The 15,296-nt window shown below is 67.0% G+C and carries 10 protein-coding genes and 1 pseudogene; 8 read left to right on the forward strand and 3 right to left on the reverse strand.

Annotated elements, in window-relative coordinates:
* The 8 genes and pseudogenes from glnE to G3436_RS03640 form a co-directional block, all read left to right on the forward strand.
* On the forward strand, positions 1-2,735 hold a 2,735-nt coding region (gene glnE / locus G3436_RS03605; RefSeq protein WP_163941381.1), incomplete at its 5' end, for a bifunctional [glutamate--ammonia ligase]-adenylyl-L-tyrosine phosphorylase/[glutamate--ammonia-ligase] adenylyltransferase.
* A gap of 175 nt (positions 2,736-2,910) precedes the next feature.
* Positions 2,911-3,960, forward strand: coding sequence for a lipopolysaccharide heptosyltransferase II (waaF, locus tag G3436_RS03610; protein WP_163941384.1), 1,050 nt, complete (start codon positions 2,911-2,913; stop codon positions 3,958-3,960).
* Between the two features lies 1 nt (position 3,961).
* The gene (gene waaC / locus G3436_RS03615) at positions 3,962-5,020 is read left to right on the forward strand and encodes a lipopolysaccharide heptosyltransferase I (RefSeq protein ID WP_163941387.1); all 1,059 of its coding nucleotides are present in this window, start codon (positions 3,962-3,964) and stop codon (positions 5,018-5,020) included.
* A complete protein-coding gene (locus G3436_RS03620) occupies positions 5,020-6,144 on the forward strand; it encodes a glycosyltransferase family 4 protein (protein WP_163941390.1) in 1,125 nt (374 codons plus the stop codon). Before waaC ends, G3436_RS03620 begins: the two co-directional genes overlap by 1 nt.
* Positions 6,141-6,947: a lipopolysaccharide core heptose(I) kinase RfaP gene (rfaP, locus tag G3436_RS03625; RefSeq protein WP_163941392.1), complete on the forward strand. Its 807-nt coding sequence runs from the start codon at positions 6,141-6,143 to the stop codon at positions 6,945-6,947. The genes G3436_RS03620 and rfaP overlap by 4 nt, the downstream gene beginning before the upstream one ends.
* Entirely contained in the window at positions 6,947-7,681 is a 735-nt protein-coding gene (locus G3436_RS03630; protein WP_163941395.1) for a lipopolysaccharide kinase InaA family protein, read from the forward strand. Before rfaP ends, G3436_RS03630 begins: the two co-directional genes overlap by 1 nt.
* Complete coding sequence (locus G3436_RS03635) at positions 7,678-8,430, forward strand: lipopolysaccharide kinase InaA family protein (RefSeq protein ID WP_163941397.1); 753 nt, start codon at positions 7,678-7,680, stop codon at positions 8,428-8,430. Before G3436_RS03630 ends, G3436_RS03635 begins: the two co-directional genes overlap by 4 nt.
* A pseudogene (locus tag G3436_RS03640) lies at positions 8,430-9,871 on the forward strand (lipopolysaccharide kinase InaA family protein). The gene G3436_RS03635 and the pseudogene G3436_RS03640 overlap by 1 nt, the downstream one beginning before the upstream one ends.
* On the opposite strand, the gene G3436_RS28450 reads toward G3436_RS03640, so the two are convergent.
* The 3 genes from G3436_RS28450 to G3436_RS03650 form a co-directional block, all read right to left on the reverse strand.
* Positions 9,844-11,634: a dermonecrotic toxin domain-containing protein gene (locus tag G3436_RS28450; RefSeq protein ID WP_338001198.1), complete on the reverse strand. Its 1,791-nt coding sequence runs from the start codon at positions 11,632-11,634 to the stop codon at positions 9,844-9,846. The pseudogene G3436_RS03640 and the gene G3436_RS28450 sit on opposite strands and share 28 nt — an antisense overlap.
* A gap of 59 nt (positions 11,635-11,693) precedes the next feature.
* Positions 11,694-12,602 carry a hypothetical protein gene (locus G3436_RS28455; RefSeq protein ID WP_338001199.1) on the reverse strand — a complete coding sequence of 303 codons (909 nt, stop codon included), beginning with the start codon at positions 12,600-12,602 and terminating at the stop codon, positions 11,694-11,696.
* 171 nt (positions 12,603-12,773) lie between these two features.
* On the reverse strand, positions 12,774-15,200 hold the full coding sequence (locus G3436_RS03650) for a TonB-dependent siderophore receptor (RefSeq protein ID WP_163941398.1): 2,427 nt from the start codon (positions 15,198-15,200) through the stop codon (positions 12,774-12,776).
* Positions 15,201-15,296 lie beyond the last annotated feature (96 nt).

The raw sequence follows: 15,296 nt of genomic DNA on the forward strand, positions 1-15,296 counted from the left end.
TGCACGCGCTGGTGACCAGCGGCGAGCTGGACCGTGCCTTGGGCGCCGGCGAGTTGTGTGCCCAGGTGGCCGCTGCGGCCCAGGCGGCCAGCAACGAAGACGAGCTGGCGCGCAACCTGCGCCGCCAGCGCACGCGCCAGCAGGTGCGCATCATCTGGCGTGACCTGACCCGTCAGGCCGACCTGGTACAGACCTGTCGCGACCTGTCCGACCTGGCCGACGCGTCCATCGACCAGGCCTACCAATGGCTCTACCCGCGCCTGTGCGCGCAGTTCGGCACCCCCACCGGGCACCGCAGCGGCCTGCCCCAGCACATGGTGGTGCTGGGCATGGGCAAGCTGGGCGCGGTGGAGCTGAACCTGTCGTCGGACATCGACCTGATCTTCGCCTACCCCGAGGGCGGCGAGACCGTGGGCGTGAAGCGCCCACTGGACAACCAGGAGTTCTTCACCCGGCTGGGTCAGCGCCTGATCAAGGCACTCGACCCGATCACCGTCGACGGCTTCGTGTTTCGCGTCGACATGCGCCTGCGCCCTTACGGCTCGGCCGGCGCGCTGGTGCTCAGCTTCAATGCACTGGAGCAGTACTACCAGGACCAGGGCCGCGACTGGGAACGCTACGCCATGATCAAGGCGCGGGTGGTGGCTGGTGACCAACTGGCCGGTGCGCAACTGCAGGAGATGCTGCGCCCGTTCGTGTACCGCCGTTACCTGGACTTCTCGGCCATCGAGGCGCTGCGCACTATGAAGCAGCTGATCCAGCAGGAGGTGCGGCGCAAGGGCATGGCCGAGAACATCAAGCTGGGTGCCGGCGGCATCCGCGAAGTGGAATTCATCGCTCAGGCGTTCCAGCTGATCCACGGCGGGCGCGACCTGAGCCTGCAGCAGCGGCCACTGCTCAAGGTGCTGGCGACCCTCGAAGGCCAGGGCTACCTGCCACCGGCAGTGATTGCCGAATTGCGTGAGGGCTACGAGTTCCTGCGCTACACGGAACACGCGATCCAGGCCATCGCCGACCGCCAGACCCAGATGCTGCCCGACGGCGAGCTGGACCGTGCGCGCATCGCCTTCATGCTCGGCTTCGACCACTGGGACAGCTTCCATGCGCAACTGATGCACTGGCGCGGGCGTATCGACTGGCACTTCCGCCAGGTGATCGCCGACCCCGACGAAGACGAGGGCGAGGAGGGCGAAGTGGTGGTCGGTGGCGAGTGGCTGCCGCTGTGGGAGGAGGCCCAGGATGAAGAAGCCGCCTGTCGCCAGTTGACCGACGCGGGCTTCGCCGATGCCGGCAAGGCCCTCAAGCAGCTCGCCGGCCTACGCGCCAGCCCGCAGTTGCGCGCCATGCAGCGCCTCGGCCGCGAACGCCTGGATGCCTTTATTCCGCGCCTGCTGGCCCAGGCGGTCGAGCATGCCGACCCGGACCTGGTGCTGGAGCGCGTGCTGCCGCTGGTCGAGGCCGTGGCGCGCCGTTCCGCCTACCTGGTGCTGCTGACCGAAAACCCCGGTGCGTTGCGCCGCCTGTTGACCCTGTGCGCGGCCAGCCCGTGGATTGCGGCGCAGATCACGCGTTTCCCGCTGCTGCTCGACGAGTTGCTCAACGAAGGCCGGCTGTTCAGCCCGCCACAGGCGCCAGAACTGGCCGCCGAGCTGCGCGAGCGGCTGACGCGTATCCCCGAGGACGATCTGGAGCAGCAGATGGAGGCGCTGCGCCACTTCAAACTGGCCCACAGCCTGCGCGTGGCCGCCTCGGAAATTGCCGGCAGCCTGCCCCTGATGAAGGTCAGCGACTACCTGACCTGGCTGGCTGAAGCCATCCTCAACCAGGTGCTGGCCCTGGCCTGGCGCCAGACCGTGGCGCGCCATGGCCAGCCCAAACGCAGCGATGGCAGCCTGTGCGACCCGGGCTTCATCATCGTCGGCTACGGCAAGGTCGGCGGTATCGAGCTGGGGCATGGCTCGGACCTGGACCTGGTGTTCATCCACGACGGCGACCCGCAGGCCGAGACCGACGGCGCCAAGCCGATCGACAGTGCGCAGTTCTTCACCCGCCTGGGCCAGCGCATCATTCACCTGCTGACCACCCAGACCAACTCCGGCCAGCTGTATGACGTGGACATGCGCCTGCGCCCGTCCGGAGCGTCGGGGCTGCTGGTGAGTTCGCTGGGCGCCTTCGAGCGCTACCAGCAGAACGAAGCCTGGACCTGGGAGCACCAGGCGCTGGTGCGCGCGCGCGTGCTGGTGGGCTGCGCGCAGGTAGGGGCAGCGTTCGAGGGGGTGCGTGCGCAGGTGCTGGGCCAGGCCCGCGACCTGGACAAGCTGCGCGCCGAGGTCAGCGAGATGCGCGCCAAGATGCGCGACAACCTGGGCACCCGGGCGACCCAGGCCGGGCTTGGCGCGAATGCCTACGACAGCGGCGTGGCCTTCGATATCAAGCAGGATGCCGGTGGTATCGTCGATATTGAATTTATGGTGCAATACGCCGCCCTGGCCTGGTCGCACGAGCACCCGGTGCTGCTGCGTTATACCGACAATATCCGCATCCTCGAAGGGCTGGAGGCGGTCGGCCTGATGCCGGCCAGCGATGCGGTATTGTTACGCGAAGTGTACAAGGCGTTCCGCTCCGCAGCGCACCGCCAGGCCCTACAGAAACAGGCCGGGGTGATCGATGCCGGGCAGTTTGTCGTCGAGCGCCGCGAGGTGCGGCGTATCTGGGCGCAACTGGGGCTGAGCTGAACCGGCGCTGAATACGCGCTGAATATCGACCAGGCGATACCACGGCAGGAGGCCGGCCACGACCACAGCCTACACTGAGTGGCGTACACTGGTCGGACCACGCCTGATTATAAAGAAGGGAGGCCAGGCTGTTGGCAAACAGGCTGCAGCCTCCCTGATCGTTTCTGGATAAAGCATGAGAATTTTGATCATTGGGCCCAGTTGGGTGGGCGACATGGTAATGGCACAGACGCTGTTCCATGTGCTGAAGCAGCGTCACCCCACGTGCGTGATCGATGTGCTGGCCCCCGAGTGGAGTCGCCCGATCCTCGAGCGCATGCCCGAAGTGCGCCAGGCCTTGAGCTTTCCGCTCGGCCACGGCGCGCTGGAACTGGCCACGCGGCGGCGCATCGGCAAGTCGCTGGCCGGCCAGTACGACCAGGCGATCCTGCTGCCCAACTCGCTCAAGTCGGCGCTGGTGCCGTTCTTTGCCGGCATCCCCCAGCGTACCGGCTGGCGTGGCGAGCTGCGCTATGGCCTGCTCAACGATGTGCGCAAGCTCGACAAGGCGCGCTACCCACTGATGATCGAACGCTTCATGGCGCTGGGCTATCCGGCCGGTGCCGCGCTGCCCAAGCCGTACCCGCGGCCGAGCCTGCAGATCGAAGCCGGCAGCCGCGACGCTGCGCTGGCCAAGTTCGGCCTGAGCCTGGACCGCCCGGTATTGGCCCTGTGCCCCGGCGCCGAGTTCGGCGAAGCCAAGCGCTGGCCGTCGGAGCATTACGCCAAGGTCGCCGAGATCAAGATCCGCGAAGGCTGGCAGGTGTGGCTGTTCGGCTCGAAGAACGACCATGCGGTCGGCGAGTCGATCCGCGAGCGCCTGATCCCGGGCCTGCGTGAAGAGTCGGTAAACCTCAGTGGCGAGACGTCGCTGGCCGAAGCCATCGACCTGCTGTCGTGCAGCGACGCGGTGGTGTCCAACGATTCGGGGCTGATGCACGTGGCGGCTGCGCTGAACCGCCCGCTGGTGGCGGTGTATGGTTCGACCTCGCCGGGCTTCACGCCGCCGCTGGCCGAGCAGGTCGAGGTCGTGCGTCTGGGGCTGGAGTGCAGCCCGTGTTTTGACCGCACCTGCCGTTTCGGCCACTACAATTGCCTGCGCCAGCTGGAGCCCGAGGCCGTTGCCTCGGCGTTGCAGCGGCTCAACGGTCCGTCGCTGGTCGACGTCACGGTCGAGGTCGATTAAGTTGCGGGTACTGCTGATCAAGACCTCCTCGCTGGGGGATGTCATCCATGCGCTGCCGGCCTTGACCGACGCGGCCCATGCCATTCCCGGCATCCGCTTCGACTGGGTGGTTGAGGAAGGCTTTGCCGAGATCCCCACCTGGCACCCGGCCGTCGACCGGGTAATCCCCGTGGCCATCCGGCGCTGGCGCAAGAACCTCTGGCAGACGCTCAGCAATGGCGAGTGGCGCCAGTTCAAGAAGCGCCTGCGCGAACGCCAGTACGACCTGGTGATCGACGCCCAGGGCCTGGTCAAGAGCGCCTGGCTGACCCGCTACGTCAAGGCACCGGTGGCCGGGCTGGACCGTTATTCGGCGCGCGAAGGGCTGGCCAGCCGTTTCTATGACCGACGCCTGTCGGTGGCCCGTGCGCAACATGCGGTGGAGCGGGTGCGCCAGCTGTTCGCCCTGGCCCTGGGCTACGACCTGCCGTCGGGGTTGGGCGACTACGGGCTGGACCGCTCGCGGCTGGAAGAAATACCCGCCATGCCCTACGTGGTGTTCCTGCATGGCACCACCTGGGACACCAAGCACTGGCCCGAGGTGTACTGGCGCCAGTTGGCCGAGCGCCTGGGGCGCAGCGGCCTGCATATCTGCCTGCCATGGGGCAACCCGGCCGAGAAGGCCCGCGCCGAACGTATTGCCCAGGGCCTGAAGAATGCCCAGGTACTGCCCAGGCTGAACCTGGCGGGGGTGGCGCGGGTGCTGGCCGCCGCCAAGGCCTGCGTGGCCGTGGACACCGGCCTGGGGCACCTGGCGGCGGCACTCGATGTGCCGACCCTGTCGCTGTTCGGCCCGACCAACCCGGGCCTGACTGGAGCCTACGGCAAGTCGCAGGTGCACCTGGGCAGCGATTTCCCGTGCGCCCCGTGCCTGCAGAAGAAATGCACCTACAAGCCGAGCGCCGAAGACCAGCGCCGGTTCGATCTAAAACGCGAGTGGCCGCTGTGCTTCACTCGCCTGAATCCCGAGCGTGTGGCGAGCCAGTTGAGCGCGTTGCTGCGGGCTGAGGACGTTCGTTGATGCAACTGGCCTTTGTGCTCTACAAGTATTTCCCCTTCGGCGGCCTGCAGCGTGACTTCATGCGCATCGCCCTGGAGTGCCAGCGCCGTGGGCACCAGATCCGCGTGTACACGCTGATCTGGGAGGGCGAGGTGCCCGCGGGCTTCGAAGTGCTGGTGGCGCCGGTCAAGGCGCTGTTCAACCATCGGCGCAACGAGAAGCTCACCGCCTGGATGGAGGCGGACCTGGCCAGGCGCCCGGTCGATCGCCTGATCGGCTTCAACAAGATGCCGGGGCTGGACGTGTACTACGCCGCCGATGGCTGCTTCGAAGACAAGGCGCAGAACCTGCGCCACTCGCTGTACCGGCGCTGGGGCCGCTACCGGCACTTTGCCGAGTATGAGCGGGCGGTGTTTGCACGCGATGCCAAGACCGAGATCCTGATGATCTCCGAAGTCCAGCAGCCGCTGTTCGTCAAACACTATGACACCCCGGCCGAGCGCTTCCACCTGCTGCCACCGGGCATCAGCCAGGATCGCCGAGCACCGGACAATGCCGCCCAGATCCGTGCCGAATTTCGCCGCGAGTTCAACCTGGCAGACGATGAGCGCCTGCTGGTGCAGATTGGTTCGGGGTTCAAGACCAAGGGCGTGGACCGCAGCCTCAAGGCCCTGGCGGCCTTGCCTGCGAGCCTGCGCAAGCGCACCCGGCTGATGGTGATCGGCCAGGACGACCCCAAGGTGTTCCAGCTGCAAAGCGCAGCCCTGGGGCTGGGCGAACAGGTGCAGTTCCTCAAGGGGCGCAGCGATATCCCGCGTTTCCTGCTCGGGGCTGACCTGCTGATCCATCCGGCGTACAACGAGAACACCGGTACGGTGCTGCTCGAAGCCGTGGTGGCCGGGCTGCCGGTGCTGGTCTCGGCCGTGTGCGGCTACGCCCATTACATTGCCGAGGCGGATGCTGGCCTGGTACTCGATGAGCCGTTCGAGCAAGAGCAGCTCAATCGCTACCTGCAACGCATGCTCGAAGACGACGCGGCGCGTGCCGACTGGAGCCGTAACGGCCTGGCCTTCGCAGACAGCGCCGACCTCTACAGCATGCCGCAGCATGCGGCTGACGTGATCCTGGCGCAGGAGCGCGCATGAAACTGATACTGGCAGAACCCTTCAAGCGCCTGTGGGCCGGGCGCGACGCCTTCGAGGCCGTCGAAGCCCTGCAAGGCGAGGTGTACCGCGAGCTGGAAGGCCGACGTACGCTGCGCACCGAGGTCGACGGCAACGGCTATTTCGTCAAGATCCACCGTGGCATCGGGTGGGGCGAGATCTTCAAGAACCTGCTCACCGCCAAGCTGCCGGTGCTCGGTGCCGGCCAGGAATGGCGGGCGATCAAGCGCCTGCACGAGGTCGGCGTGCCGACCATGACCGCCGTGGCCTACGGCGAGCGCGGCAGCAACCCGGCAACCCAGCACTCGTTCATCGTCACCGAGGAACTGGCGCCCACCGTCAGCCTCGAAGACTTCAGCCTCGACTGGGTCAAGCAGCCGCCGGCGCCGCGTCTCAAGCGTGCACTGATCGCCGAAGTGGCGCGCATGACCGGCATGATGCACCGCGCCGGGGTCAACCATCGCGACTGCTACATCTGCCATTTCCTGCTGCACACCGAGCGGCCGGTAACCCCGGACGACTTCAGGCTGTCGGTGATCGACCTGCACCGCGCGCAGACCCGCGCGACGATCTCGCGGCGCTGGCGCGACAAGGACCTGGCCGCGCTGTACTTCTCGGCGCTGGACATCGGCCTGACGCGTCGCGACAAGTTGCGTTTCCTGCGGGGCTACTTCCAGCAGCCACTGCGCCAGGTGCTGAGCGAGCACGCCACGCTGCTGCGCTGGCTGCAAGGCAAGGCCGACAAGCTCTACGCGCGTAAGCAACGGTATGGGGATGCGCTCTGATGGCGGGTTGGACACTGGAGCCTGCTTACCAGGCACTGGCGCAGGATTTTGGCAGCATCGAAGCAGTCTTTGCGCTCAAGGGCGAGCGCCTGACCCATGACCCGCTGAGCGAGGTGATCCGGGTCGAGCGCGACGGCGTGAATTACTACGTCAAGCGCTATACCGGCGCCGGCAAGGGCCTGCGCCGCTACCTGGGGCGCCCGCGGATCAAGGCCGAATGGCAGAACCTCAAGCAGTTCGCCAAATGGGGCATCCCCACCGCCGAAGTGGTGGCGTGCGGCCTGCAACGGCGCGGCCTGACCTTTGGCCGCGGCGCGATGATCACCCGCGAGCTGCCGCGCACCGAAGACCTGTCGGCACTGGCCAAGCGCCGCGACGCACGCCTGGCCGACCGGCGTTGGGTCGACCATGTCAGCCAGCAGCTGGCGCGCCATACGCGCACGATGCATGACCACCACTTCACCCACAACGACCTGAAGTGGCGCAACCTGCTGGTGGACGATCAGGGCACGCTGTTCTTCATCGACTGCCCGACCGGCGCCTTCTGGGTCAGCTTCATGCTGCGCTACCGCATTACCAAGGACCTGGCCTGCCTGGACAAGGTGGCCAAGTACCACCTGTCGGCCACCCAGCGCCTGCGTTTCTACCTGCAATACCGTCGTCGCGAGCGCCTGAACGCGGCTGACAAGCGCCGCGTGCGGCATATCGTGACGTTTTTCGAGGGGCGTGAATGAGTGATTTCCTGGCCAGTGCCGAGACGGCACTGCTTGAGCGCCATGGCCTCAACGGGTTCGACCCGCTGTGGGCGCTGCAACTGGACGCGGTGGACGAGCCCAACACCGGGCGTGGTGGCTGGAGCAGCGTCTATCGCCTCGAACTGGAGGGCAAGGGCTTCTACCTCAAGCGTCAGAGCGACTATCTGACGCGCACCTTGCACAGCCCGTTCGGCGAGCCGACGTTCGCCCGTGAGTTTCGCAACATCAAGCGCTACCAGAAGCTGAACATCCCGGCGTTGCAGGCGGTGTTCTACGCCGAGCGCCGTGTCGATGGCGAGCGCCGCGCGATCCTGCTGACCCGTGCCCTGGATGACTGGAGCGACCTCGACCACCTGCTCGGCCACTGGCCGCAGCTGGCCCTGGAGCAGCGCCAGCAGATCCTGCGCGCCTGCGGCGAACTGGCCCGCACGCTGCACACGGCGGGGCAGGTGCATGGCTGCTTCTACCCCAAGCACATCTTTCTGCGCGAGTGCCGCGAGGGCTGGCAGGCGCAGCTGATCGACCTGGAGAAGACACGGCCGCTGCTGTTTGGCCAACGTGACCGGCTCAAGGACCTGGAGCCCCTGCTGCGCCGTGCTGCGGCGTGGAGCGTGGGTGATGTGCGGCTGATGCTGGCGGCCTACCTGGAACAACCAGCCGACAGCGCGCTGGTGGACACCTGGCTGCAGCGCCTGCTGCACCGCCGTCGTGATAAAGAGGCTCGCTGATGCGTCTGTCTGAACTCAAGAATGCCGGGCGCACCCCGGCGCTGCCGTTGAGCATTCCCCTGGCCGATGCGGCAGGCCCCGCCGAGCTGCAGCTGCTGAGCCTGCTGCGGGTACTGCCGGGCCAGCGTTATGTGGGGGCCGGTGTATGGCGCGGCACGCCGGTGCTGGCCAAGTTGCTGGTTGGCGGCAATGCGGCGCGCCACTTCCAGCGCGAGCTGGCCGGTGTGCGCCTGCTTGCCGAGCAGGGCCTGAGCACACCGTTGTTGCTGGCCGACGGGCTGCGCGAAGGCGAGGGTGGCTGGCTGCTGTTCGAGTTTCTTGAACAGGCACAGAGCCTGGGCGATGCCTGGGCCGAGGTCGAGGCCTTGCCGGCACTGGCCGATGAACAGCAGGCGGTGCTCGGCGAAGCGCTGGGTGCGTGGCGCAGATGCACGCCAAGGGCTTGTGGCAGGCCGACCTGCACCTGGACAACCTGTTGCGCCACGGCGGCCAGCTGTACCTGATCGATGGGGCCGGGGTCAAAGCCGAAACCCCCGGGCAGCCGTTGTCGCGCCAGCAGGTGCTGCAGAACCTGGGGGTGTTCTTCGCCCAGTTGCCCAAGCGCCTGGAGCCGTTTGTCGAGGAATTGCTGGTGCACTATGTGCTGGTCAATGGGGAACATGCGCTGCCGCTCGAAGCGTTGCAGAAGCAGATCGACAAGGTGCGCAACTGGCGCCTGAAGGACTACCTGGACAAGGCCGGACGCGAGTGCACACTGTTCAGCGTCGAGCGCGGACCTTCCGGGCTGCGCTCGGTACGCCGCACGGAACTGGCCGCGATGCTGCCGGTGCTGGAACAGGCCGATGCGCTGATCGACCAGGGCCATCTGTACAAGACCGGCGGCGCGGCGAGTGTTGCACGGGTCGAGGCCGGTGGGCGCAGCCTGGTGCTCAAGCGCTACAACATCAAGAACACCGCGCATTGGTTCAAGCGTTTCTGGCGCCCCAGCCGGGCCTGGCATTCGTGGATCGAAGGGCATCGCCTGGAGTTTCTCGGTATCGCCACGCCCAGGCCGCTGGCGGTGCTGGAAAAACGTGTGCTGGGGCTGCGCAGCCGTGCGTACCTGGTCACCGAGTATGCCGACGGTGCCGACCTGATCGCCTGCTTTGCACCGTTCGTCGAGAGCGGCGAGGTGCCCGAGGCGCAGTTGCACGCCTTGCAGGCGCTGCTGGCACAACTGATGCGCGAACGCATCAGCCATGGCGACATGAAAGGCCACAACCTGTTCTGGCAGGACGGCGAGTGGTCGCTGATCGACCTCGACGCCATGTGCCAGCACGCCACGCAGATGAGTTTTGCCCCGGCGTTCGCGCGCGACCGCGCGCGCCTGTTGCGCAATTGGCCAGGTGACAGCGCGCTGTATCAGCGCCTGGATCAGCTGCTGCCGCGGATCGCCGAGTAAGCCTGGGGCAGCGCCAGCCAGTCGCTGCTGCGCCCGGTCTGGCGCACCCGTACCTGCCAGCGCTGGTCCTGCCAGCGCAGCGCGGCCCAGGCCGGTACGGCGCCGTGCTGGGCCGCAGGGATCAGCAGGTGGTAGTGCTGCCCGAGCAGGTGTGCGCGCAGCGGCAATTGCCCGCCGCCGGTCTGCAGGTAGAGCTGGCCGTCGGCGTCAAACAGGCCGTCGCCGCCCGGTACCGGCTTGCCCTGCAAGGGCGTGGTGCTGCGGCAATCATCGAACAGTTGCGCAAGGTCAGGCAGGCCGTCGTGCCAGAACACCCCCGAATCCACGTACCAGTCGCCGTGCGGCACGCGCTTGAGCGGCAGTTGCAGGTAGGCGTTGGGCTGGTCGGGATCGATCACCCGCCAGCGCCGGCCGTCGAAGGTGATGTGATAGAAGCGCCCCTGCTTGTCGCGAACGTAGTACTGGGAGATGCCCTGATACTGCGAGGGCTTTTCGTAGACGCCTTCCTGGTAGATACCGTCGACGCGGTAGCGCAAGGTGCCACTGTCGACCTTGACCGAGAGGCGCCTGGGCAGCAGCAGCGGTGCCTTGTGCGGAAGGTTGCGCATCACGCGCCGCATCCGCGTCGAGCCCCCGAGGCTGCCGAAGGCATCGCCCAACTGGCTCAGGGCGCTGTAGCTGTGGCGCATCAGCGCTTCGCGATCGCCGTGTTCCAGCGCCTCAAGCCCGTCCCAGATGGCGATGGCCGCACGGCCGAACGCCAGTGGCACGAGGGCGCGGTTGGGCAGTACCAGGCAGATCAGGTCCAGCACCTGCCAGAACCCTTCGATCACCGAATGCACGTTGGCTTCCTCGGTGCTGCGGCTGCCGGCATCGGCGTCGGCCAGCAGCGCGCGCACCTCTGCCGCGTACATTGCCTGGAACAGGTCACCTTCGATCAACGGGCGCCTCACATGCGCGCCGATTCTGCCGCGGGCCAGCAGGCTGTCGGTCTTCGCCGCCTGGGCCGCGGGCAGGCGCCGGGTCACATAGCTGCGCAGCGCGGGCTTGTCGCGCAGGCTGCGCAACAGCTCGCGGGTATTGCGGTACTCGCGCCAGGGGCGGCTGTCGGGGGCATCGGGGGCGTAGAGCACAAAGGAGGGCAGGCTGTTCTCGTCGGCGGTAATCAGCAGCACCCCCTGTACCGTGCTGCCCTGGATGAGCAGTTGGCGCACGTGCAGATGATGCCCCTCGACCGTGGGCCGCAGGCGACTGTCAGGGTATTGCAGCACGGTCTTGACCCACTGGTGGCCGCGCTCGCCACGGTCGATGCTGAAGTGCCCGGCATAGCGTGCCTTGACGGCTTCGGCGCGCATGCGCGCGCGGCAGATCTGTGCATGAGCCGATGCACGCCATCGGCCATCGGCCGAGGTGAGCAGTTGGGTGCGCAGGAACTCGGCGTAGCTGCTGCCCACGTTCAGCGTGCGTGCCAGGCGTTTCAGGTAGCCGGCCTCGAGGCCGACGACAGGGCTGGCATCGGGGTGATGCACGCGGGCGGTCAGCCAGTAGTCCACGTCCAGCCAGGCGACATTGAGCAGGGCCAGCTCTTGCAGGCTGTAGGTGGTGCTGACCAGCTCGATGCTGGCGCCGACCTGCGGCCGGCTGGTCACGGGCACGTAGCTGCCGGGTAGCAACGGGTTGACCAGCGGGCCGATCTGACGCGCCTGGGTGACCGTGATCTGCACGCGCGCCGGGTCGATCTGCAGGCCCAGGTCATGCTGCACGCGTTCCTTGAGGCGGGCATTGGCCCAGGCCAGCAGGCTGTTGCGCTGGCGGAACTGGGTCAGGGTGGGAATGCCCGGTGCGGCCGCCTGTTCGATGGCGCGGCCAGCGCCTGCAGGGTTTGCATGATTTCGCCCAGGCCTTGCTGGGACGTCTTGTGCAGCCAGCTGGGCAGGTTCTTTTCCAGCAGCAAGGCGTAGCGGGTAGCCAGGGCGCCCTTGCTGAGGATGTCCTGCTCCAGGTCCAGGGCCTGGCGCAGGGCTGTGTGGTGGGGCGGGTCGGCGTGCCAGACGCTGGCCAGGCGTGCACGCTGTGCATCGTGCAGGCGCTCGATCTGATGCTCCACGGCGTCATCGGCAAACCCGTCATAGCGCAGGCGCTCGGCCTGCCTGGCACGTATCGGGTCGTCGGGGCGGCTGAACAGGCACAGCAGCGGTGCGGCCTGCAGCGGGTCGTCAAGTCGCTCGCTCAGTTCGATGTGCAGCTCGGCGAGGTTGTCGAAGGCTTCGATACCATGGGCCAGGCTGCACAGCAACACGTGGCCCACTGGCTCGTCGGCGTCGATGATGCGGCCCTGCGGGCCGGTTTCACTCAGCACCAGTACACCGGCCAGGTGCGCGCGCCAGTTGGGCTGGCTGGCGCTGAGCAGGGGGCGATAGACCTGGGGGCGGCGGGCCAGCGGCAGGTGCAGGCGCTGCCAGCTGTGGGGCAGGTCGAGCAGGGTGTTCAGCAACTGGATGTGTGCCCGCGCGAGGGTCTGGTCGGTTTGACGCAGTGCCAGTTCGGCCCGCAGTTGTTCACGCCGCAACTGCACCAGGCGCTGCTGGCGGCTGACCCCGGCGGCGTCGGGTTGGGCCCACCAGGCAGCGAGGTCGCCGTGCAACTGGATGCGGTCCGGGGTGTCGGGCAGGCCCTGGAGCAGGGCCTTGATCTGTTGGTCCAGGGATTCGAGGTGTTCGAGCGGTCGCATGGTGTGGCTCCTCACGATAGCGAGCGGGCCATGTTAGGTGAGGTGGCAACAGGCGCTGCGGTAATCATGTACGGCGGGGCTGTCGCGTGTGTAACCCCACCTTCTCGGCCTCACCTGGATCGCAAACCGAACACGCAAGGCTGACGATGGTGCGACGTTGCAGGCGGTGTCCTAGAAGCGGTAATTGACGCTGGCGACCACATTGCGTTGGTCGCCGTAGTAGCACCAGAAGCCGTCGCAGTTGGCCAGGTAGTCCTTGTTCAGCAGGTTCTTGGCTTCGATCGCCACGCTCAGGCCTTTCAGGCTGGCATCCAGGCGCCCCAGGTCGTAGTGCAGCGCTGCGTCGTACACGGTGTATGCGCCGACGTGTGCCACTTCGGTGTTGGCGGTGTTGCCATAGGTGTCGCCCACATGGCGCGCGCCAGCCCCCACGCCGAAACCGTCGAGCACGCCGGCCTGCCAGGTGTAGTCGGCCCATAGCGTGGCCTGGTGGCGCGGGATCAGCGCCATGCGGTTGCCGACTTCACTGGCCAGGCCCTGCTGGATCTGGGTATCGGTGTAGCTGTAGGAGGCGACCAGCGTGAGCGTGTCGGTCACGGCGCTGGTGGCTTCCAGCTCCAGGCCGCGTAGCTGAAACTCGCCCACCTGGCGGTTGATGCTGCCTTCGGTGACCTTCACGTTGTGCTGGCGCAGGTCGTAGGCGGCTGCGGTCAGCAGGGTGTTGCCGGCCAGCGGCTGGAACTTCACGCCGGCTTCGTACTGGCGGCCCTGGGTGGGCTTGAATGACTGCGTTGCAGCGACGTTGGCACCGCTGCTGGGCTGGAACGACTCGGTGTAGGACAGGTACGGCGTGATGCCGTTGTCGAACACGTAGCCCAGGCCCACATTGGCGGTGAAGGCTTTGTCGCGCAGGGTGCTGGTGAGCCCTGCCTGGTTGTGGAAGGTGGTGGCGGTGTGGATCCAGTCTTCACGCCCACCCAGGGTCAGGCGCCAGCTGTCGAGGGCGATCTGATCCTGCAGGTAGACGCCGCTCTGGTGGGTTTTCTGGCGGTAATCCTGCAGGGCGATGTAGCTGACACGGGACAGATCGGCGCCGTACACCGGGCGAACCACGCTGATTGGCGGCACATTTATGCCGGTGATGTTGCCGTTGGCATCAAAGGTATGCGAGCCCCCATATAGCCACTGGTAACGGGTGTTGCTGCGCTGGTGGTCCAGGCCCAGCAGCAGGGTGTGGCTGAGTGCGCCGGTGGTGAAGTCGGCCTGCAGGTTGTTGTCGAGGGCGAACTGGGTGATGTCTTCGTTGACGATGCCCGACTCGCGGTTGACGCTGCCGTCGGCCTGCACGCTGTTGACGGTGGCGACGTTGACCGCCTGCAAGCCCAGGTCGCTCCTGGTGTAGCGCAGGTTCTGGCGAAACTGCCAGGTGTCATCGAGACGCTGTTCGAAGGCGTAGCCCAGCGCGTAGTAGGTACGGTCGTAGAAGTCCCAGTCAGGCTCGCCAAGGTTCTTGTGATGGGAGATCTTCGCCCCGGCCGGCGAGCCCTGCCGGGTGCCCTGCAACGGCAGGAACTGCCCGGTGATACCGGTATCGTCGCGGGTGAACTGCGAAATGAAGGTCAGCCGGGTGTCGTCGGCCAGGTTCCAGGCCAGGCTCGGCGCCAGGTTGTAGCGCTGGTCGGGGATGTGGTCGACGGGGGCATTGCTGTCGCGCACCACGCCGCTGATGCGGTAGAGCCACTGGCCGGCGGCGTCGACCTTGCCGGTGCTGTCGAAGTTGACCTGGCGGTGCTGGTTGCTGCCGACCTGGGCCTGGAGCTGGTGGGCACTGTCGACCTGGGGGCGGCGGCTGAGCATTTCGAGCATGCCGCCGGGCGGGGTCTGGCCGTACACCGACGAGGCCGGGCCGCGCAGTACGGTGATGCGCTCCAGGTTCCACGGTTCGACCTTGGGGTTGGCGAACGAGCCCTTGGGCAGTGGCAGCCCGTCGAGGAACTGGGTCGGGTCGAAGCCGCGCACCCGCAGCCAGTCGGCGCGGGCGTCGGCGCCGTAGCCGCTGCTTTGCACGCCGACGGTATAGCGCAAGGCGTCGTTGAGGTTGAGCACCTGACGTTGGTCGAGTTGCTGGCGGGTGATCACCGACAGCGAGCGCGGCGTTTCGACGATCGGCGTGTCGGTCTTGCTGCCAGCGGCGGTGCGGCTGGCGGTAAAGCCCGTGGCCGGGTCCCAGGCGCGTTCCCGGTGATCGGCGGCATTGATGCTGATTGGCGGCAGCGCGAGGCGGCCTTCGGGCGCGGGTCCCAGGCTGTAGGTGCCGGCAGCGCTCTGCTGCAGTTGCAGGCCGGTGCCACGTAGGGCGGCCTGCAATGCACCGACGCCGTCGAAATCGCCGTTGACCGGCGCCGAGCGCAGGCCGCTGGCCAGGCGCGGGTTCAGCGTCAGGGCAATGCCGGCCTGGCTGGCGATCTGGTTGAGGGTGGTGGCGAGCGGGCCGGTGGGCAAATTGTAGCGGTGCTGCCCGGCAGCGAGCGCTGTGCTGCCGGCCAGGGTCAGGGCCAGCAGGCAGCGGCGCAGCAGCGTTTCAAAGGGGCAGGGCATGCAGCGGATCCTCGACGCAATAAGTGCTGACTAGCTTCCTTGCCGAATGAGCGGGGAAAAGTGACAGGGGTTGCCAGATAATCTTTTGCCTCAGGG

The organism is Pseudomonas brassicae (assembly GCF_010671725.1).
Lineage (GTDB): Bacteria > Pseudomonadota > Gammaproteobacteria > Pseudomonadales > Pseudomonadaceae > Aquipseudomonas > Aquipseudomonas brassicae.

What these genes read in the sequence shown, in the direction of transcription:
- waaF (WP_163941384.1), top strand. Translation starts at nt 2,911, where the DNA reads ATGAGAATTTTGATCATTGGGCCCAGTTGGGTGGGCGACATGGTAATG.
- G3436_RS03635 (WP_163941397.1), top strand. Translation starts at nt 7,678, where the DNA reads ATGAGTGATTTCCTGGCCAGTGCCGAGACGGCACTGCTTGAGCGCCAT.
- G3436_RS03620 (WP_163941390.1), top strand. Translation starts at nt 5,020, where the DNA reads ATGCAACTGGCCTTTGTGCTCTACAAGTATTTCCCCTTCGGCGGCCTG.
- G3436_RS03650 (WP_163941398.1), bottom strand. Translation starts at nt 15,200, where the DNA reads ATGCCCTGCCCCTTTGAAACGCTGCTGCGCCGCTGCCTGCTGGCCCTG.
- G3436_RS28455 (WP_338001199.1), bottom strand. Translation starts at nt 12,602, where the DNA reads ATGCGACCGCTCGAACACCTCGAATCCCTGGACCAACAGATCAAGGCC.
- G3436_RS03630 (WP_163941395.1), top strand. Translation starts at nt 6,947, where the DNA reads ATGGCGGGTTGGACACTGGAGCCTGCTTACCAGGCACTGGCGCAGGAT.
- rfaP (WP_163941392.1), top strand. Translation starts at nt 6,141, where the DNA reads ATGAAACTGATACTGGCAGAACCCTTCAAGCGCCTGTGGGCCGGGCGC.